At 63.3% G+C, this 18,078-nt stretch carries 16 protein-coding genes; 10 read left to right on the top strand and 6 right to left on the bottom strand.

The window, feature by feature from the left end:
- The first annotated feature begins 7 nt into the window (after nucleotides 1-7).
- A complete protein-coding gene (locus HYH07_RS04880; protein ID WP_220001397.1) occupies nucleotides 8-823 on the top strand; it encodes an acyl-CoA thioesterase II in 816 nt (271 codons plus the stop codon).
- A gap of 168 nt (nucleotides 824-991) precedes the next feature.
- On the opposite strand, the gene HYH07_RS04875 is transcribed toward HYH07_RS04880, so the two are convergent.
- The 3 genes from HYH07_RS04875 to HYH07_RS04865 all read right to left on the bottom strand — a co-directional run bounded on the left by HYH07_RS04875 (nucleotide 992) and on the right by HYH07_RS04865 (nucleotide 6,309).
- Nucleotides 992-2,608 carry a phosphoenolpyruvate carboxykinase gene (locus HYH07_RS04875; protein WP_220001396.1) on the bottom strand — a complete coding sequence of 539 codons (1,617 nt, stop codon included), beginning with the start codon at nucleotides 2,606-2,608 and terminating at the stop codon, nucleotides 992-994.
- Between the two features lie 281 nt (nucleotides 2,609-2,889).
- Nucleotides 2,890-5,484 (bottom strand): CHAT domain-containing tetratricopeptide repeat protein, encoded by a 2,595-nt coding sequence (locus HYH07_RS04870; RefSeq protein ID WP_220001395.1) that lies wholly within the window; start codon nucleotides 5,482-5,484, stop codon nucleotides 2,890-2,892.
- A gap of 78 nt (nucleotides 5,485-5,562) precedes the next feature.
- Nucleotides 5,563-6,309 (bottom strand): HugZ family protein, encoded by a 747-nt coding sequence (locus tag HYH07_RS04865; RefSeq protein ID WP_220001394.1) that lies wholly within the window; start codon nucleotides 6,307-6,309, stop codon nucleotides 5,563-5,565.
- Between the two features lie 239 nt (nucleotides 6,310-6,548).
- Between HYH07_RS04865 and HYH07_RS04860 the strand changes: the two genes are divergently transcribed.
- From HYH07_RS04860 to HYH07_RS04840, 5 genes are all read left to right on the top strand, one after another.
- Nucleotides 6,549-7,250: a response regulator transcription factor gene (locus HYH07_RS04860; RefSeq protein WP_027535781.1), complete on the top strand. Its 702-nt coding sequence runs from the start codon at nucleotides 6,549-6,551 to the stop codon at nucleotides 7,248-7,250.
- 195 nt (nucleotides 7,251-7,445) lie between these two features.
- A complete protein-coding gene (locus tag HYH07_RS04855; protein WP_220001393.1) occupies nucleotides 7,446-9,236 on the top strand; it encodes a sensor histidine kinase in 1,791 nt (596 codons plus the stop codon).
- An 11-nt stretch (nucleotides 9,237-9,247) separates the two neighbouring features.
- Nucleotides 9,248-9,727 carry an HPr kinase/phosphatase C-terminal domain-containing protein gene (locus tag HYH07_RS04850; protein ID WP_312016639.1) on the top strand — a complete coding sequence of 160 codons (480 nt, stop codon included), beginning with the start codon at nucleotides 9,248-9,250 and terminating at the stop codon, nucleotides 9,725-9,727.
- A gap of 207 nt (nucleotides 9,728-9,934) precedes the next feature.
- Nucleotides 9,935-10,336 carry a PTS sugar transporter subunit IIA gene (locus HYH07_RS04845; RefSeq protein WP_007597752.1) on the top strand — a complete coding sequence of 134 codons (402 nt, stop codon included), beginning with the start codon at nucleotides 9,935-9,937 and terminating at the stop codon, nucleotides 10,334-10,336.
- Nucleotides 10,333-10,650, top strand: a complete 318-nt coding sequence (locus HYH07_RS04840) for an HPr family phosphocarrier protein (RefSeq protein ID WP_220001392.1) — start codon at nucleotides 10,333-10,335, stop codon at nucleotides 10,648-10,650. Before HYH07_RS04845 ends, HYH07_RS04840 begins: the two co-directional genes overlap by 4 nt.
- A gap of 105 nt (nucleotides 10,651-10,755) precedes the next feature.
- On the opposite strand, the gene HYH07_RS04835 is transcribed toward HYH07_RS04840, so the two are convergent.
- Nucleotides 10,756-12,381 carry a glycosyltransferase family 39 protein gene (locus tag HYH07_RS04835; protein ID WP_220001391.1) on the bottom strand — a complete coding sequence of 542 codons (1,626 nt, stop codon included), beginning with the start codon at nucleotides 12,379-12,381 and terminating at the stop codon, nucleotides 10,756-10,758.
- A 114-nt stretch (nucleotides 12,382-12,495) separates the two neighbouring features.
- On the opposite strand from HYH07_RS04835, the gene lepA reads away from it, so the two are divergent.
- Nucleotides 12,496-14,307: a translation elongation factor 4 gene (gene lepA / locus HYH07_RS04830; protein ID WP_057744496.1), complete on the top strand. Its 1,812-nt coding sequence runs from the start codon at nucleotides 12,496-12,498 to the stop codon at nucleotides 14,305-14,307.
- Nucleotides 14,308-14,492: 185 nt separating this feature from the next.
- The gene (locus tag HYH07_RS04825; RefSeq protein WP_220001390.1) at nucleotides 14,493-14,786 is read left to right on the top strand and encodes a hypothetical protein; all 294 of its coding nucleotides are present in this window, start codon (nucleotides 14,493-14,495) and stop codon (nucleotides 14,784-14,786) included.
- A gap of 91 nt (nucleotides 14,787-14,877) precedes the next feature.
- On the opposite strand, the gene HYH07_RS04820 is transcribed toward HYH07_RS04825, so the two are convergent.
- Nucleotides 14,878-15,297: a RidA family protein gene (locus HYH07_RS04820; RefSeq protein WP_220001389.1), complete on the bottom strand. Its 420-nt coding sequence runs from the start codon at nucleotides 15,295-15,297 to the stop codon at nucleotides 14,878-14,880.
- Between the two features lie 122 nt (nucleotides 15,298-15,419).
- On the opposite strand from HYH07_RS04820, the gene HYH07_RS04815 reads away from it, so the two are divergent.
- The gene (locus HYH07_RS04815; RefSeq protein WP_283842792.1) at nucleotides 15,420-15,953 is read left to right on the top strand and encodes an ATP-binding protein; all 534 of its coding nucleotides are present in this window, start codon (nucleotides 15,420-15,422) and stop codon (nucleotides 15,951-15,953) included.
- Between the two features lie 50 nt (nucleotides 15,954-16,003).
- Nucleotides 16,004-16,462, top strand: a complete 459-nt coding sequence (locus tag HYH07_RS04810) for a GNAT family N-acetyltransferase (RefSeq protein WP_312016638.1) — start codon at nucleotides 16,004-16,006, stop codon at nucleotides 16,460-16,462.
- Between the two features lie 19 nt (nucleotides 16,463-16,481).
- On the opposite strand, the gene HYH07_RS04805 is transcribed toward HYH07_RS04810, so the two are convergent.
- Nucleotides 16,482-17,888, bottom strand: coding sequence for an NAD(P)/FAD-dependent oxidoreductase (locus HYH07_RS04805; protein ID WP_220001387.1), 1,407 nt, complete (start codon nucleotides 17,886-17,888; stop codon nucleotides 16,482-16,484).
- Nucleotides 17,889-18,078 lie beyond the last annotated feature (190 nt).

Here is an 18,078-nt window from a genome sequence, read left to right as displayed (position 1 = left end):
ACCGCCAATGCATGCCAAGCTTCCACACCCCTTCGACGGCGCCACCCGCATCACCGCGGGGGACTCGCGCTGGCAAGGGCACACCAGCGACGACTATTGGGCTTTTGTCGGTCCGTTCGGCGGCGCCACCGCCGCAACCATCCTGCGCGCCCTGATCGAGCATCCGCAAGCCGCAGGCGATCCGCTGGCGCTGACCGTCAATTACTGCGCGCCGATCGCCAAGGGCCCGTTCGATCTCGACATCCGCCTGGTGAAGGCCAACCGCTCCAGCCAGCACTGGAGCGTCGAGCTGTCGCAGGGCGGCGGCGAGGTCGCAACGCTCGCCACTGCCGTATTCGCCGAGCGCCGGCCGTCCTGGGAGCACAGGGTGGCGCAATACCCTGATGCAAAGCCGTTCGAGCAGACGCTGCCCTTCCCGAAGATCCAGGCATCCTGGGCCAACCAGTACGAATTTCGCTTCGTCGAGGGCGAGATGCGGCTCGGACCGCCGCAGGCCGAACTCGCCAGCACCTATTCGAAAATCTGGATCAGCGATCGCGAACCGCGCAAGCTCGACATGCTGTCGCTGATGTCGATGTCGGACGCCTTCTTCGGCCGCATCTTCCACGCCAGGCGCGAGCTGGTGCCGTTCGGCACGGTGTCGCTGACGACCTATTTCCACACCGACAGCGAGCAGCTCGCGGCTGAGGACATCACGCGCGTGCTGGCGACGGCCGATTCGAAGATCATGCACAAGAGCTACGCCGACCAGAACGCCGAGCTGTGGTCGCCGAACGGACGGCTGCTCGCGACCAGCACGCAGATAGCGTATTTCAAGGCGTAGCTGTTAAGACTCCGTCATTGCGAGGAGCTCTTGCGACGAAGCAATCCAGACTCTCCGGGGAGGGATTCTGGATTGCTTCGCTGCGCTCGCAATGACGAATGGAGAGAGCGTACACAAGACAAAAGGGCGGCCTTGCGGCCGCCCTTTTGCACTTCAAACGCTGCGAGCTCACTCCGCCGCCAGCTTCACATCCGGAGCAGCTGCACGCACCTCTGCATCCACCTGGGCCTCGAACTTGGCAAAGTTCTTCTGGAACATGCCGACCAGCGCACGGGCGGTCTTGTCGAACTCGTCCTTGTCCTTCCAGGTGTTGACCGGGTTGAGGATCTCGCTGGGCACGCCCGGCAGCGCGGTCGGGACCGCGAAGCCGAAATATTTGTCGGTGCGGAATTCGACGTTGCGAAGCGAGCCGTCGAGCGCGGCAGTCAGCAGTGCGCGCGTCACCTTGATCGGCATGCGCGAACCGGTGCCGTACTTGCCGCCGGTCCAGCCGGTGTTGACCAGCCAGCAGTCGACATTGTGCTGGGCGATGAGATCACGCAGCATGTTGCCGTAGACGGACGGGTCGAGCGGCAGGAAGGGCGAGCCGAAGCAGGTGGAGAATTCCGGCTGCGGCTCGTTGCCGAGGCCGCGCTCGGTGCCGGCGACCTTGGCGGTATAGCCGGAGAGGAAGTGATACATCGCCTGCGCCGGCGAGAGTTTTGCGATCGGCGGCAATACGCCGAAAGCGTCGGCGGCGAGCATCACCACGTTCTTGGGCTGCGGCGCGCGGCCGGTGCGCGACGCATTCGGGATGAAGTCGAGCGGATAGGCCGAACGCGTGTTCTCGGTCTTGGAGCCGTCGTCGAAATCGACCACGCGGGTGTCTTCGTCGAGCACGCAGTTCTCGAGCACAGCGCCGAAGCGGGTCGACGCCGCGTAGATCTGCGGCTCGGCTTCCTTCGAGAGCTTGATGCACTTGGCATAGCAGCCGCCTTCGAAATTGAAGACGCCGTTCGGGCCCCAGCCGTGCTCGTCGTCACCGATCAGCGTGCGGTTCGGATCGGCCGAGAGCGTGGTCTTGCCGGTGCCTGACAGACCGAAGAAGATCGCGGTGTCGCCCTTCGGGCCGACATTGGCCGAACAGTGCATCGGCATCACGCCGCGCTCGGGTAGATAATAGTTCAGCGTGGTGAAGACGGACTTCTTCATCTCGCCGGCATAATAAGACCCGCCGATCAGGACGATCTTGCGGGCGAAGTCGATGGCGACGACGTTCTCCGAGCGGCAGCCGTGACGTTTAGGGTCGGCGCGGAAGCTCGGCATATCGATGATGGTGAGCTCCGGCACGAAGGTCGGCAGCTCGATCGCCTCGGGGCGGATCAGCAGCGTGCGGATGAACAGCGAGTGCCAGGCGAGCTCGGTGAAGACGCGCGTCTTGATGCGATAGGCAGGATCGGCGCCGCCATAGAGGTCCTGCGCGAACAGGCGCTTGCCTTCGGCATGCTTGAGGAAGTCCTGATACAGCGTCTCGAACTGCTCCGCGGTGATCGACTGATTGCCGGCCCACCACATCTTCTTGTCGGTGGTGGCGTCACGCACCGTGAACTTGTCCTTCGGGCTGCGGCCGGTGAACTCGCCGGTATCAGCGCAGAGCGAACCGTCGGCGGACAGCACGGCCTCGCCCGCGGAGAGCGCGTATTGATAGAGTTGCGGCGCGCCCAGGTTCCAGTGAACCTGCTTGAGATTCTTTAAGCCGAATTTGTCGGCGCCGAAGGCACCGTTGCGCACGCCCGTCTCTTGCACGAAAAATCCTCCTAGAAGCCGCGACACACTGCGCGACCAAGCTTTGGCGCCATCGCGGTCACCATGAATTATAGGCCGATCAGCCTTGGTTGGATGACCTAATACTGATGAACGCTGGCGTTGCCAAGCTGATCCCGCAGGATTTGGTTTATTCAAGGACCGCGCCAAACGTCGCGCATGTCAGGTCTGAACGCGCGCATCCAGAAATCACCAATGATCGCGCAACCAAATGCCGCTTTCGGCGTTATCGAATGTTTTGCGACGCACAATGCCGCGCTGCTCTATCGTACCGCGCCTTCGCCAATCAGCGCGAATGGCCCCCACATCGCGGGATACGCGTTGCGCGGCGACGAAGTATCATCAGCATAGGTTAACATCGCGCGCCGAAGGGCTTCGGCTCTACCGATTCCTGGTTCGTTTTTGAGCAGATCGAAAGTCGAAGTGGTCAAGCGCGTGGCAGCCTCTGAATCCACGGCCCAATGCGAAACGAGCAGCGCGCGTGCGCCGGCGTAGAAGAAGGCGCGCGCCAATCCGGACAGCGCCTCGGCACCGGGCTTGTCGCCCGCGATCGTGTTGCAGGCCGACAGCACGACCCAATTTGCATTGAGCTTGAGCTGCGCAACCTCGCTCGCCGTGAGCAGACCGTCATCGAGCTCGGAGGGCTGATCGGGAATCGAGAGCGCAAGCGATGGCTCGCCTACACCCTTGATATCGCCGGCGACGAGGCCGTGGGTCGCAAAGTAAATGATGCCGTATTGAGCAAGCGCTGCACGCTTGAGCGTCGTCTCGCTGGCATCGCGGCCGAGATGGATGTCGGCGTCGGTCGCACCGACGTCTTTCGCGACCGCGTTCAATTCGTCTGCGGTGTCGGGAAGCTGCGGCAGCGCCTGGGCGAGCCGCGCGCGATCGACGCCTGCACCGCGCCAGAAGTCGGTATAGGTTGATGTCGCGATATTGCGCGCGGCAACTTTTCCGCTTGCTGCGCGCCGATCGGAAGGAGCGCCCTCGGCGGGATTGAACACGGGATCGCCAAAGCCGGTCATCGGCTTGACACCCTCGTCCTTGCGGGCGAAGGCCCGCAGCGACTTCAGGCTGACGACCGATGGCAGCACCGAGACGGCCTGACGCCGGAGCAGCCAGGCCGCGCTGCGATAGCCTTCAAGCGTATCCGGGGTCGCAGCTTGCGGCGGCTCTGTGACGAGCAGATGAAAAGGCAGCGCGGTCAGGGCGCCCGATGGCACCGTGAGCAGACTGCGTTTGCCCTTGATCAAGGCCTCAACGGGACCGAGCAGCGTGACATAGAGCTCGTTGGCGAGCGCAAGGTCGAACAAGCCTGATTTGGCGGAGCCATCGCGGGCCTTGCCGACATCGAGACCTCTGCGGAACGCAGTCACCTTCTGCGCCAGCGCGTCTGCGCCAAGCGGAATCTCTTTCCACTCCGCGCTCTCGCGCGTGATGGCGATGACATAGCCGCGCTTGTCGACGACGGAATAGAGCACCATCGCCTCATCGGCCGACAGCAGCGGCTGCACGTCCTTGACCGTCAGGGGCAGCGGGTTGGCGAGCGAGGCGTAGTCGGGAAACTCGACGGCAAGCGTCTTCTGCAACGCCGCGCGCTCGCTCGCGATCGCCGCGATCCGCGCACGACTGCGCTGCTCGGCGGCGACGTCGCGTTGGGCCGATGACTTCGACACGGCCGCGATGATCGCCTTGTCGAGCGCCTCGGATTCTGCCGCGAGATCCTGGTCCTTGCGCACCAGCTCGGCGAGCCGGTCGGTGCCTGCGGCAAGCCTGACTGCAAGTTTGTTCACGGCCGAGGCGGCGGACGATTGCGTGCCACGCTGGATCGTGGCCAGCGCCTTGTCCAGCACCTTGTCATCAGCCAGCAGGGCTTGCTGGCGCGCGGCAAACAGGATCGGCAGCACCACGCGCAGCTGCGCGCGATCGCCCGCGAGGGTTTTTTCCGCGAGCGGCAAGGCGTCCGCAATTCGCCCTGATGCGTAGAGGAAATAAGCGAGATTGCTGGTCGATGTCGCGACGTCGGGATGATCGGGCCCGAGCGCATGCTCGCGGATGGCGAGGGCGCGGCGATACAGCGGCTCGGCATCGGCATAGCGCTGCTGGTGTTCGTAGAGTCCGGCGAGATTGTTCAGGGACCGCGCGACGTCGGGATGATCAGCTCCCAGCACCTTCTCGCGGATCGCGAGCGAGCGCTTGATCGGGGCCTCGGCCTCTGCATCACGGCCGAGATCGCGATCAAGCTGGCCAAGATTGTTCAGCAGCGTCGCGACCGCGGGATGCTCGGGACCGCCGACTTTCTGATAGATCGCGAGCGCGCGCTGGAACAGCGGCTCGGCCTCCGCAAAGTGCTCCTGCTTCACATAGAGCGTGGCGAGATTGTTGAGGGACTGGCCAACATCGGGATGCTCGCGCGACAGCGCCTTCTCCCGGATGGCCAGTGCGCGCTTGAACAGCGGCTCGGCATCCGCAAAGCGGCCCTGCCGCTGATCGAGCGCGGCGAGATTGTTCAGCACCGGCGCAATCTCGACGCTGTCGAGGCCGGTCCCCTTCTCCATCAGCGCGATGGCACGCTTGTAGATCGGCTCAGCCTGATCGTCGTGCCCTTGGTCGCCATAGATCTGCGCGAGGTTGTTGAGTGCGGCGGCGAGATCACGGTTATTGCTGGTCTTCTCGAGCGCAGCCACCATGGCCTGCGCCAGCGGCAAGGCTTCGGAATATTTGCCGGCGGTTCTCAGTGCATTGATGCGCGCACTCTGCGCGGCCAGGCCGCCCGTCTGGGCGAGGCCGGGCGTGGCATGGGATGCGGCGATCGCAAGCGCGAGGCCCGCGACCAATGCCAAACGACGACTTGCCATGACCCCTCGCTGCCAACCTCGGACCGATCACGATCTTGGGTCGCAGCGTTGGGAGGCGACGTTCAAAATGTGTCGCAGCTAGTCCGCTTTTTGGCCCACCTTGGCGCGCGCTTCGCCCGCCAGCCGGACCAGCATCTTGCGCAGCTCCGTGCCATCAGTGACCCGCTCTGGAAAATTGAGCCGCAACGCGGTCTGGCCGTCCTGCATGTCGAGTCCCTCAGGGTCGCAGCCGGTGCAGCGCCAATCACCCTCGGCCGCGCCCAGCAGCTTCGTTGCATAAAGGCCCAGGGCCTCGCGGTGGTCGGCATTCATATGCTCGACAGCGCCCGACTCCGCCGCCAGCAGGTCCTCAGCGCCGGCGAGGTCCGTGAGGAACTGCTCGGGCTTGAGATCGACGATCCGGCCAAACCCGGCGACCAGATGGGTTCCCGAAGGGATGATCCGGAAGAACGAAAAATCCTTAAATGAGACAAAGGCTTCTGCCGACGGATGGGCATTGAGATACCGCCGCTGGAGCAAATCCTTCTCGCTCTCAGCCTGCTCGGCGCGGCCCGACAGCATGATCCGGGCGCCTTCCAGCGGATCGCCGGAAGCGCGCTCGTCCAGCATCAGGGAGACCCTGTTGTCGGCGAGGATATTCCTGGTGTGGACCGCCAATCGGGAGATCAGCAGGATCGGCGAGCCGTCGGGGTGGCTCGCCAGATTGACCAGGGAACAATAGGGATCGCCGCTGCCAGGCATGAGGGTTGCGAGCGCGCCCTGCCGCGAGCGCCTGAGCAGCGATTTGGCGAGCTGTTGGGGAACAAAATCGGGGATCGGTTGCATGGTCTTTCTCGGCTCAGGTGGTTGCAAGGCGGGCCTTTTTTCGGGTAAACCCGAGGCCGGTTATGGGTCGATATGCGGCGAATCCGCCGTGTTTCGTGGAACTTGGTCACACTTCAGCCCAGCTTGCATTGCTCGGTGACTAGGTTCGAATGCCAATTCGGCACCCATGTATGCGGCGCATCACTGGATTGCTCGCCGTTCAAGCCACGACCCAAACGGAAAGCAGAAAGCAGAGGCTCATGCCCACAATCGCTTTGGTCGACGACGACCGCAACATTCTCACATCCGTCTCGATCGCGCTGGAAGCCGAAGGCTATCGCATCATGACCTACACCGACGGCGCCTCGGCGCTGGACGGCTTCCGCACCACCCAGCCTGATCTCGCCATCCTCGACATCAAGATGCCGCGCATGGACGGCATGGAGACGCTGCGCCGCCTCAGGCAAAAGTCCGACCTGCCGGTGATCTTCCTGACCTCCAAGGACGAGGAGATCGACGAGCTGTTCGGCCTCAAGATGGGCGCGGACGATTTCATCCGCAAACCCTTCTCGCAGCGCCTGCTGGTCGAGCGCGTCAAGGCGGTGCTGCGCCGCTCGGCGCCGAAGGATCCGACCGTCGCGCCGAAGGAGAACGACGCCAAGGCGCTCGACCGCGGCCTGCTGCGCATGGATCCGGAACGGCATACCTGCACCTGGAAGAACGAGCCGGTCACGCTGACCGTCACCGAATTCCTGATCCTGCAGGCGTTGGCGACCCGGCCCGGCGTGGTCAAGAGCCGCAACGCGCTGATGGACGCCGCCTATGACGACCAGGTCTATGTCGACGACCGTACCATCGACAGCCACATCAAGCGGCTACGCAAGAAGTTCAAGGTGGTCGACAACGATTTCGAGATGATCGAGACGCTCTATGGCGTCGGCTACCGCTTCAAGGAAGCCTGAGGCGTTCGCGCCTTCACGACAGATGAGGGCTGCACCGGTTCTGATTCCATCAGAACCGGGCATGCTCTGAAGCGCATTCGCGCTTCAGGTTCTTGTTTGAGCATGATCTTTCGTAAAACCGCTGCACACTTTTCCGGATCATGCTCTAGGATGCGAAAACCGTTGCAACGAGCCGTCCTAACGCGGGCGTAAGCATTGCTTGACCGAACGCAGCCTGATCAGAGTTCGAACGCCGAGGACATTGCATCCCACGGCGCCTCGGACCATGAGGACAAGCCGGGTGCAAGAGGCTGGGGGCCGCTGAACTGGCTCAAGCGCGCCGGACAGTTCTTCTTCGCACTCTCGTTCTCGAGCCTGACCCGCCGCATCGTCTCGCTCAACCTTGCCGGCCTTGTCGCGCTGGTCGCAAGCATCCTGTATCTGTCGCAGTTCCGCGCCGGCCTGATCGACGCCCGCGCGCAGAGCCTCTTGGTGCAGGCCGAGATCATCGCCGGCGCCATCGGGGCATCCGCAACGGTGCAGACCAACGCGATCACCGTCGATCCCGAGCGGCTGCTCGACCTGAAGCTGGGCGAGAGCTACGGCGGAGTGGATGATTCGCTGGATTTTCCGATCAACCCCGAGCGCGTGGCGCCGGTGTTGAGCACGCTGATCTCGCCAACCAAGACCCGCGCGCGGATCTTCGATCCCAACGGAAGCATGCTGCTCGACAGCCGTGATCTCGATGTCGTTCGGGGCTTTCCGCTGCCACCCCTGTCGGAAAAACCAGGCGTGATCGAGCGCGTCAAGGCCGCGGTGCGCACCTGGCTGAACCGCGGCGACTTGCCGCTCTATCGCGAGCTCGGGCGCGAAAACGGCAATGGCTATGTCGAAGTCGCCGGTGCGCTCCAGGGCCAGAAGCGCTCGATGGTGCGGGTCAATTCGCGCGGCGAGGTGATCGTCTCGGTTGCCGTCCCGGTGCAGCGCTCGCGCGCCATTCGCGGCGCGCTGATGCTGTCGACTCAGGGCGATGAAATCGATCAGATGGTCACGGCCGAGCGCCTCGCGATCCTCAAGGTCGGCGGTGTCGCCGCAGCGGTGATGATCATGCTGTCGCTGCTGCTGGCGAGCACGATCGCGGGCCCGGTGCGCCGGCTCGCCGACAGCGCCGAACGCGTCCGCCGCCGCATCAAGACCCGCGTCGAGATTCCCGATTTCACGCGTCGCCGCGACGAGATCGGCCACCTCTCCGGCGCGCTGCGCGACATGACCAACGCGCTCTACAAGCGGATCGAGGCGATCGAGATGTTCGCCGCTGACGTCGCTCATGAACTGAAGAACCCGCTGACCTCGCTGCGCTCCGCGGTCGAGACCATGCCGCTGGCGCGCAACGAGAACAGCCGCGCCCGCCTGCTCCAAGTGATCGAGCACGACGTCAAGCGGCTCGACCGGCTGATCTCTGACATCTCCGATGCAAGCCGGCTCGATGCCGAATTGCAGCGCCAGGATGCGATCCCGGTCGATCTCAAGCGGCTGCTCGGCACGCTGGTGGCGGTCGCCAATGAAACAAAACTCGGCCACGACGTCGCCGTCGAGGCACGTTTCGAGGGCCGCAGCCCGACCGATACGTTCGCTGTCAGCGGCCATGATTCGCGGCTCGGTCAGGTGATCTCCAACCTGCTCTCCAATGCGCAATCCTTTTCGGAAGCCGGCAGCAAGGTGCGCCTGACCTGCCGCCGGGTCCGCGGCGAAATCGAGATCGTGGTCGACGACGACGGCCCCGGCATCCGCGACGACGCGCTGGAGCGCATCTTCGAGCGCTTCTACACCGACCGGCCGCACCAGGGCTTCGGCCAGAATTCCGGCCTCGGCCTCTCGATCTCCAAGCAGATCGTCGACGCTCATGGCGGGCGGATCTGGGCCGAGAACCGCGCCGGCCCCGCCGACGAAGACGGCGCACCGACTGTTGCGGGCGCGCGCTTCGTGGTGAGGCTGCCGGCGCTATGAGCCAAGGCAGTGTGAACGAAGGCAGTTCGAACGAAGGCAGGTTGAACAACGGCGGGCCGAGCGTTCACGCCTCCGCGGTCAAGGTCGGGGCGTGGGCGGTGCTGATCCGCGGGCCGTCGGGCGCCGGCAAATCGCGCCTTGCCTTCGATTTGATCATGGCGGGCCGCGCGGGGATGGTCGAAAGCTCCGTCCTGGTCGGCGACGACCGTGTCCATCTGGCGACAGTTGGCCAGGAAATTGAAGTGCGCCCCGTCCCTGTCCTGGCTGGCCTGATCGAGATTCGCGGGCTCGGAATCCGCCGCTGCGACTTCGTGGAGCATGCGACGGTCGGCCTTGTGGTCGATCTGGACGCCGAAGACGCCGAGCGACTGCCGCCGCCGGAATTGCTGAAAACCATGATTTTCGGTGTCGAAATACCGCGAATCCCTGTCGGCCGCGGCTTTTCGCCCCTTCCCTTGGTTGTTGCGGCCTTGACCACTACCAAGAGTTAACCTTCGACTAACGCTTCAGCCGATTGTTTGAAGGGAAATGGTAACCATATGAAGTTCACACTCGCGACCGAGTAGACCGGCGCAGCTCCCATCATCCATCCGTCTAGATTCAGGGAGATACGCAACATCCCCTCTTGCGCGGGGGCTCTGGATGGTCAAAGTGGCGCGTTCGTGCGGCGCACCAAAAGCGCCCGCGGGAGTTTTCCGATGATTGGTCTAGTACTTGTGACCCACGGGCGCCTTGCCGACGAATTCAAGGCGGCGCTTGAGCATGTGATGGGTCCACAAAAGCAAATCGAAGCGATTACGATCGGCGCTGAAGACGATTCCGATCTCTGCCGAAGCGACATCATCGAGGCGGTTAACCGCGTCGATTCAGGCGACGGTGTTGCGATCCTCACCGACATGTTCGGCGGCACGCCGTCGAACCTTGCGATTTCCTGCATGAGCCGGCCCAAGGTCGAAGTGCTCGCGGGTATCAACCTGCCCATGCTGGTGAAGCTCGCCAAGGTACGTGAGGAGCGCCCGCTGCCGGACGCGATCGCGATGGCTCAGGAAGCCGGCCGTAAATACGTCACCATCGCCAGCCGCGTGCTCGCCGGCAAATGAGCGACGACGCGCCACAAGCCGGGGCGGGCGTGCCCGCCGGCGCGATCTCCAAAGAGCTCCTGATCATCAACAAGCGCGGCCTGCACGCCCGCGCCTCGGCGAAATTCGTCCAGGCGGTGGAGCGCTTCAACGCGCAGGTGTGGGTGACGCGCGGGGGCGAGACCGTCGGCGGCACCTCGATCATGGGCCTGATGATGCTTGCCGCAGGACCGGGGACCACGATCACGGTCGCTGCAGCCGGCACTGATGCGGAAGCTGCGCTTGCGGCAATCACCGAACTCGTTGAGAGCAAGTTCAACGAGGAAGGCGTCTAGCGGCTCCCTTTGTCATTCCGGGGCGATGCGCAGCAGCGAACTATGGTGCGCAATGAGAATCTCGAGGTTCCGGGTTCACGCTTCGCGTGCCCGGAACGACAACAGTCATTTCGCCGGCGGGGCAATGTAGATGTTCCACGTCATCGCCGGGCCCGCCTTGCCGTGGGTGAAGCGGCGCGTGGTCATCACGATCCGCTCGGCGTTCGGCGCGATCTCCGACACCCATTTCTCGAACGCGGGCAGGCGGCCGTCGGTCGGGTCGAACACGCCGATAAAGCCGTATGTCTTGACGTCGTCGAGTGACGACAGTCCGGAGCTCCAGGCCTCGTTCGGGATGAACGCGACCGGATGGTCGGGGCTGTAGAACACCATCGGCTGGATCGACTCCATCGTGCCGGCGACGACCGCCCAGCGCGAGGCGAAACGGGAATGCCAGGCTTGCGTCAGCTCGCGCGCGAGCTCGGAGCGCGCGCCGTAGGTCGCCGTGTTGTCCTTGTTCGCCGCCATCTCGCGCGCAGCGATCCAGGGCGAGGCGACGAGCGTCGCGACGCTGAGCACGAGCCAGATCGCTACGATGTTGAACAGCACGGCGCTCTGCACCCGCAGCGCAGGAATCGCGACCAGCGCCAAGGGCACCAGGAAGAACAGCGAGATGCCCCAGTCGGTTTTCATATAGATGCTGAAGGCGAGCGCGCCGAGCGGCGGGCCGGCCGCGACGATGATCTGGATGATCCAGACATTGCGCGCTTGGGAAACATCGACGCCGGGATTGACGCCGCGCGCCCAGGCCCGCGTGACGATGCGCAAGGGTGCGCGCAACAGCAGGGTCCACCATGGTGGTACCAGCGCCATCGCAAGTGCGGCAAGCGCGGCGGGGAGAGCCAGCAGCCCGGCATTGTGCAGGACGTAACCGAGCACGAGCTGATGCACGAGACCGGCGTCCTCGATGCTGTAGGTATCGCCGGCATAGGTCAGCGGCACGAAATGCGAATCCGCCAGCCAGATGATGTGCGGGATCATCGCAACCGCCATCGTCGCGATCGCGACCCAGGGCGCCGGCGACAGCAGGAACCGCATCCGTTCCGGATGGATCAGCGCGGCAAGGCCGATGGCGCCGATCATGGTCAGCACCCAGTATTTGGTCATCAGCGCCAGCGCGCCGGCCAGCCCGAGCCAGACTCCGGACTGCCAGCTCCGCTTCTCGAACGCGTTGAGATAAGCGAGCACGACGAGCGGCAGCGTCACCAGCTGCAAAAGATCGGGGTTGTACTTGAAACCCTTGAAATTGAAGATCGGGTAGAGCGCGACCATCACCACGACCAGGAAGGCGCGGCGCGGATCGACCACACGCAAGCTCACCAGCCAGCAGATCACCATGCCGACGCTGACGGTCGCCATCGCCAGCGCATAGGTCGCCCAGTCCGTCGCGGGAAAGACCTTGAACCAGAGCCCGGCGATCCAGCCCGACAGCGGCGGATGCTTGCCATAGCCCCACAGGAATTTCTGGCCCCAGCCCCAGGCTTCTGCGACGTCCATGTGAACGTCCTGGGCTGCCTTGAGATTGATCAGGATGAAGGTCCAGATCACCGCATGGAGGATGGCCAGCTGGATCACCAGCCAGAGCCGGGCGGAGGGGGCGATCGCGTAGGCAACCAGCCAGGCCCGGAAGCGGTCAAAGCTGACCCGGGCTTTTACGCGCGGTCGGGCGGAGGGGATCGAGGTGGTGGACATGGGCGCTTGCGTAGCGCGTTTTGGACCATGGTGGAATCAGCTTGGCGTGAAGAAACGCCCTGAAAATACAGCAATATGGTTGCCGCACGGGGATGTGAGTGGTATCCCGCGCCCATGACGACCGTCCCCATTTCCAACATCCGCAATTTCTCCATCGTCGCCCATATCGACCATGGCAAATCGACGCTGGCTGACCGCCTGATCCAGATGACCGGCGGCCTCTCCGACCGCGAAATGGCGGGCAAGGAGCAGGTGCTTGATTCCATGGACATCGAGCGCGAGCGCGGCATCACCATCAAGGCGCAGACGGTGCGCCTCGCCTACCGGGCCAAGGACGGCAAGGATTACATCTTCAACCTGATGGACACGCCCGGCCATGTCGACTTCGCCTACGAGGTGTCGCGGTCGCTGGCCGCGTGCGAAGGTTCCCTGCTGGTGGTGGACGCCAGCCAGGGCGTCGAAGCGCAGACCCTCGCCAACGTCTACCAGGCGCTCGACAACAATCACGAGATCGTTCCGGTCCTGAACAAGGTCGACCTTCCCGCGGCCGAGCCCGAGAAGGTCAAGCAGCAGATCGAGGACGTCATCGGCATCGATGCGTCGGACGCGGTGATGATCTCGGCCAAGACCGGCCTCGGCATCCCTGATGTGCTCGAGGCCATCGTCACGCGCCTGCCGCCGCCGAAGGGCGATCGCGATGCGACGTTGAAGGCGCTGCTGGTCGACAGCTGGTACGACGTCTATCTCGGTGTCGTCGTTCTGGTGCGCATCGTCGACGGCACGATGAAGAAGGGCCAGCGCGTCCGCATGATGGGCACGGGCGCGGCCTACGACGTCGAGCGCGTCGGCTTCTTCACGCCGAAGATGCAGCAGGTCGACGAGCTCGGCCCCGGCGAGATCGGTTTCATCACCGCCGCGATCAAGGAAGTCGCAGACACCCGCGTCGGCGACACCATTACGGACGACCGCAAGCCTGTCACCGAGATGCTGCCGGGCTTCAAGCCGGCGATCCCCGTCGTGTTCTGCGGCCTGTTCCCTGTCGACGCCGACGACTTCGAGACGCTGCGCGCCGCGATGGGCAAGCTGCGGCTGAACGACGCCAGCTTCTCCTTCGAGATGGAGACTTCGGCCGCGCTCGGCTTCGGCTTCCGCTGCGGCTTCCTCGGCTTGCTCCACCTCGAGATCATCCAGGAGCGGCTGTCGCGCGAGTTCGACCTCAATCTGATCGCGACCGCGCCGAGCGTCATCTACAAGATGAAGCTGACCGACGGCACCGAGCTCGAGATCCACAATCCCGTCGACATGCCCGACGTCGTCAAGATCGAGGAGATCCAGGAGCCCTGGATCGAAGCGACGATCATGACCCCCGACGAATATCTCGGCAGCGTGCTGAAGCTGTGCCAGGACCGCCGCGGCGCGCAGAAGGAGCTGACCTATGTCGGCTCCCGCGCCATGGTGAAATACGATTTGCCGCTCAACGAGGTCGTGTTCGACTTCTACGACCGCCTCAAGTCGGTGTCGAAGGGCTACGCCTCGTTCGACTATCATCTCACTGATTACAAGCCGGCCGATCTCGTCAAGATGCAGATCCTGGTCAACGCCGAGCCGGTCGACGCGCTCTCGATGCTGGTCCACCGCACCCGCGCGGAGGGGCGCGGCCGCGCCATGGTCGAGAAGATGAAGGAGCTGATCCCGCCGCACATGTTCCAGATCCCGATCCAGGCGGCGATCGGCGGCAAGGTGATCGCGCGCGAGACCGTGCGCGCGCTGCGCAAGGACGTCACCGCAAAGTGCTACGGCGGCGACATCACGCGCAAGCGCAAGCTTCTGGAGAAGCAGAAGGAAGGCAAGAAGAAGATGCGGCAGTTCGGCAAGGTCGACATCCCGCAGGAAGCCTTTATTGCCGCGCTGAAGGTCGACAGCTGAGGCGAGCGGTGGGGCCGGCCCTGAGTCTCGGGGCCGGACGACGCAGATCTCGAAAACAACCCCATGCACAGTAGCCGACGCGTTGGCGGCGTTGCGACATTTCGATTTATACGAAACTGGCTTGCTCCGTCGGGCAAAACAGTGGTATGGTGGCATCATGGCAGTGGTGCAACTGGCAGACGACGATGTCCCATCAAACCATTCCTGTCACCCTTGCGCTCATCGCCCGAATACCCGCAGAGGGCATTACCGATTTCAGAGCCTATGAGGATGCGGTGCTGCCGCTCTTGCCTGAGTTCAACGGGCGCCTGGAGCGGCGACTTCGGAGCTCCGACGGCAGGATCGAAATTCACATCGTTCGCTTCGTATCGGAAGTGGATTTCCAGAACTATCGGAGTGACCCACGACGGACCGCTCAAGCCTGCTTGCTGGACAAATCGTCCGCCAGGCTGGAGGTACTTCGAATGGCGGACGTCTGACGGACCCAACGCCAAGCACATAGCGCGTAGGAACGAAGTTTGATGAAGTTCGCTTCGCTCGAGGCGCTGCGAGGGTGACCCACGGCTACCATCAGCTGCTTCGCGCGAGGAAAACCGCGGAAGGCTCCACCTCAATGAGGAATTCATCCTTGGCGAGGCCTGGCACTCCAATCCAGGTTGTGCACGGCGGGTTACCACCGAACGCCGCTTTGAGAGCCGCGCTGATGGCCTGCCCCTCGTGAAGGTGGCTTTGTTTGATGTAGAGCCGTAACGCACCGACCTGATCGAGGGTGGCACCGACCGACGCCAGTGCAACGCCAAGGTTTTCGAGACTTTTGCTGAGTTGGCGGCCGATATCGCCAGCACCAATGACGTTCTGATCTGCGTCCCAAGCAACCTGGCCGGACACATGCACGACCACGCCGAATGGTGTGGAGACAGTGGCAACCTGCGCGAATCCATAGCGCGAGCTATCGAAGATTCCCGTGGGTATATGCATTGTTCGGCTCATGAGGGATTCCCTGGCCAAAGCGCCTGTCAGCGACATAACGCCTGTGAGTAGAAAGCCGGCAAGTGGGAAAAATTGACCTACCTAGCGTGCTCGCTTCTTTTTTGCTACCTTAAGTAGATATATTGCCCTTCTACCATAATGTCATCCGCCCCCATCCGAATAGGCCGACCTGTCGGAACAGCAATATGCCAACCGCTCACCTGATCCACGGATACATCGGTGCCGGGAAAACAACCTTCGCTCGGAGGCTGGAGCGAAAGTTGCCCGCCATCCGCTTCAGTCACGGCGAATGGATGGCGCGTCTCTATGGCGACGATCCTCCCGTTGATCAGTTTCAGGACTTCCACGACCGTGTATCGAAGTTGATTGAGACGCACTGGACAAGATGCGTGGAGCTTGGGCTCGACGTGGTGCTCGATCTCGGCTTCTGGTCGCGAACCCAGCGGAGTCAGACCAGAGCGACCGCTGTGGCCTTGGGGGCCAGCGCGCGGCTCTATCGTTTAGAGTGTCCGGACGACGAAGCCTGGCGACGTGTCGAGCGGCGCAACTTGTATCTCGACGGAAGCCTGCATATCGTCCGACACACCTTCGACGCTCTCAAGAGCCGGTTTGAACCGCTCGGAGACGATGAGGAGCGAATTGAAGTTGAACTCTAAGGCGCGATGAGCCGGATGCGGCTCTAACGGCGTCTGATGGGACTCCAGAAGTGGCGGACATTTCACTTGAACGAATGGCTGATAAATTGCCGACCGGCTTCGCCGACCTGGAGGCGGACGCAATCGCGGATGGCCATCGGCACATGACCCGGCTGGCCAGGGAGTTGACAGACACCCCTGCCATTTTTCATGCAATCTACGCCTGCTATTTCGACGGCAGACTCGCCGGGATCGGCGCAACGACTGACGAACCAGCCCTGGCGCGACAACCGACGTGGCGAATGCGACGGTTCTACGTCCATCGTGAGTTCAGGCGGCGCACTATTGCCCAAGCCATTGCCACTGCGCTGTTGCAAAACGCCTCTGGCAGCGTTTCGACCGTGACCGTCCATGCTGGCAATCAGACCGCGGCGCGGTTCTGGGAAGCGATTGGATTTCGCCGCGTTGCCGGTCTGGCTTGGTCTCACGAGAGAACAATGCCGGACCCAACAAACGCTCGGCGAACATGACGCCCTTTCGTCGCAGGGATCAGCCGTCCAGCAGCGCCGCCATCCGATCACGGTCGATGATGTTCGGGTCCGGCGGCAACGAATAGCCCTCCATTGCAGCCAGTTTTGCGGCGATGGGCGGTCTGGCCATGACCTCCTGAGGCAGCGCAACACACAGCGCGATTTCGATCATGCCACGGAGCACGTCGGCGTCCTCGGATGAGGCCACGAGAAGCTTTGCCATGATCGGGTTGGGTGCCGGCATCGGCAGGCCCGCCTCCAGCGCGTTCATCTCAGCGATCCGCGCACGGTCCGCAGCGATCTGGTTTCGATAAAACGGACCGACCCGGCGCTCGGTCTCGGCATCGTATTCCAGACAGAACGCCAAGGGATCGTTGACGTGACGACGAGCGACGTCGCGGAGCACCTGTGCGTGCAGAAGACCGACGCTCAGGCCGCGTCCGGCGGACGGGTTGGTACACGCCCAGGCATCGCCGACCGCGGCGTATCCCGTGATCACCGGCTTTTCATCGACGACAAAGCGCCGGTAACGGTCGATGACTCCTGCCATCAGAAGGACTGGTGTGATCGGCTGTCCGTCGAGCCAATGGGCTTGCCGCGAGCATGCCGAAACCACACGATGGAACGTGGCCGTCTCGCGCAAGGCCCGCATCGCCTTGTTCTTCGACGAGGTATACAAAGTGACCGACCAGGTGTCGTTGTCCCCGTCCAGGGTCAGGATCGAGAACAAGCCCATCGGCGTGAGCGCGCGTCCCATCCTGCGCGGGCGCTGAGGCCCGGAAAAATATCGGGTAAAATAGGCGAAGTTGCTGTCTTCGGCTTCCTCGATCGGAGCGCGGCCTCCCGCGCCGAGAATCCATTCGCAGGCCGGGCTTCGCCGCCCCATGGCGTCTATGACGAGATCAGCGCGAATCTCTTCGCCCGATGTCGTGCGGACCCCGGTCACGTGCGGCACAGCAGGGACAGCCGCTGCGCCCGTGATCAATTCGCGAACCTTGATGCCGCGGCGGACAGTCACGTTGGGTGCGGCTTGCGCCATGGCGGCGACGGCCCATTCAACGATGGGCCTCCGCCCCGTGACGAAACGCAAGGTCTCATCACCGGGACGCGGTGCCTTGTCTGTCAGGGTCGGGGGAAGCGAGCGACTGTCGAGATAATCCACCCAAACGCAGCCGGCGCCAAGCAAATCAGCCGTCAAATCAGGCAGTTCCTGATCGCTGATCATCCGAAACCGCGCGCTGAGATTGTGAGGTTGCCTGAATTGGGCAACTCCCGGGCGTTCCCACGAATCCCACCCAATGGCGGACGCCATGGGTCGATCTGCCGGATCAGCCTCCAGGACTGTGACACGGTGGCCGTCGCGACCAAGCATCGCGGCTGCGCATAAGCCGATCACGCCCCCGCCGCAAATGACGACTTTGCTCATCCGTTCCTCCCTGGGGTTCGTCGGACGACGGAGTCGAGAAATCGCGATCGTCCAAGACGAACAGCAACGACACAAGTTCACGCGGACACGGCTCGCTCAAGACATAGGTCGATGTGGCGAAGCGGAGGTTCAAAGCCCCCGGACCTTGCCTTGTGAGCCAAATGTCAGAGGTGACATTCTATGGGCCGGC

This window comes from Bradyrhizobium sp. BR 10261 (assembly GCF_019455395.1).
Classification (GTDB): domain Bacteria; phylum Pseudomonadota; class Alphaproteobacteria; order Rhizobiales; family Xanthobacteraceae; genus Bradyrhizobium; species Bradyrhizobium manausense.
The sequence above is the reverse complement of the archived record's forward strand: the minus strand, read 5'-3'. Positions and strand labels throughout refer to the sequence as shown.

What these genes read in the sequence shown, in the direction of transcription:
- HYH07_RS04880 (WP_220001397.1), top strand. Translation starts at nt 8, where the DNA reads ATGCATGCCAAGCTTCCACACCCCTTCGACGGCGCCACCCGCATCACC.
- HYH07_RS04870 (WP_220001395.1), bottom strand. Translation starts at nt 5,484, where the DNA reads ATGGCAAGTCGTCGTTTGGCATTGGTCGCGGGCCTCGCGCTTGCGATC.
- HYH07_RS04865 (WP_220001394.1), bottom strand. Translation starts at nt 6,309, where the DNA reads ATGCAACCGATCCCCGATTTTGTTCCCCAACAGCTCGCCAAATCGCTG.
- HYH07_RS04860 (WP_027535781.1), top strand. Translation starts at nt 6,549, where the DNA reads ATGCCCACAATCGCTTTGGTCGACGACGACCGCAACATTCTCACATCC.
- HYH07_RS04845 (WP_007597752.1), top strand. Translation starts at nt 9,935, where the DNA reads ATGATTGGTCTAGTACTTGTGACCCACGGGCGCCTTGCCGACGAATTC.
- HYH07_RS04840 (WP_220001392.1), top strand. Translation starts at nt 10,333, where the DNA reads ATGAGCGACGACGCGCCACAAGCCGGGGCGGGCGTGCCCGCCGGCGCG.
- HYH07_RS04835 (WP_220001391.1), bottom strand. Translation starts at nt 12,381, where the DNA reads ATGTCCACCACCTCGATCCCCTCCGCCCGACCGCGCGTAAAAGCCCGG.
- lepA (WP_057744496.1), top strand. Translation starts at nt 12,496, where the DNA reads ATGACGACCGTCCCCATTTCCAACATCCGCAATTTCTCCATCGTCGCC.
- HYH07_RS04825 (WP_220001390.1), top strand. Translation starts at nt 14,493, where the DNA reads ATGTCCCATCAAACCATTCCTGTCACCCTTGCGCTCATCGCCCGAATA.
- HYH07_RS04820 (WP_220001389.1), bottom strand. Translation starts at nt 15,297, where the DNA reads ATGAGCCGAACAATGCATATACCCACGGGAATCTTCGATAGCTCGCGC.
- HYH07_RS04805 (WP_220001387.1), bottom strand. Translation starts at nt 17,888, where the DNA reads ATGAGCAAAGTCGTCATTTGCGGCGGGGGCGTGATCGGCTTATGCGCA.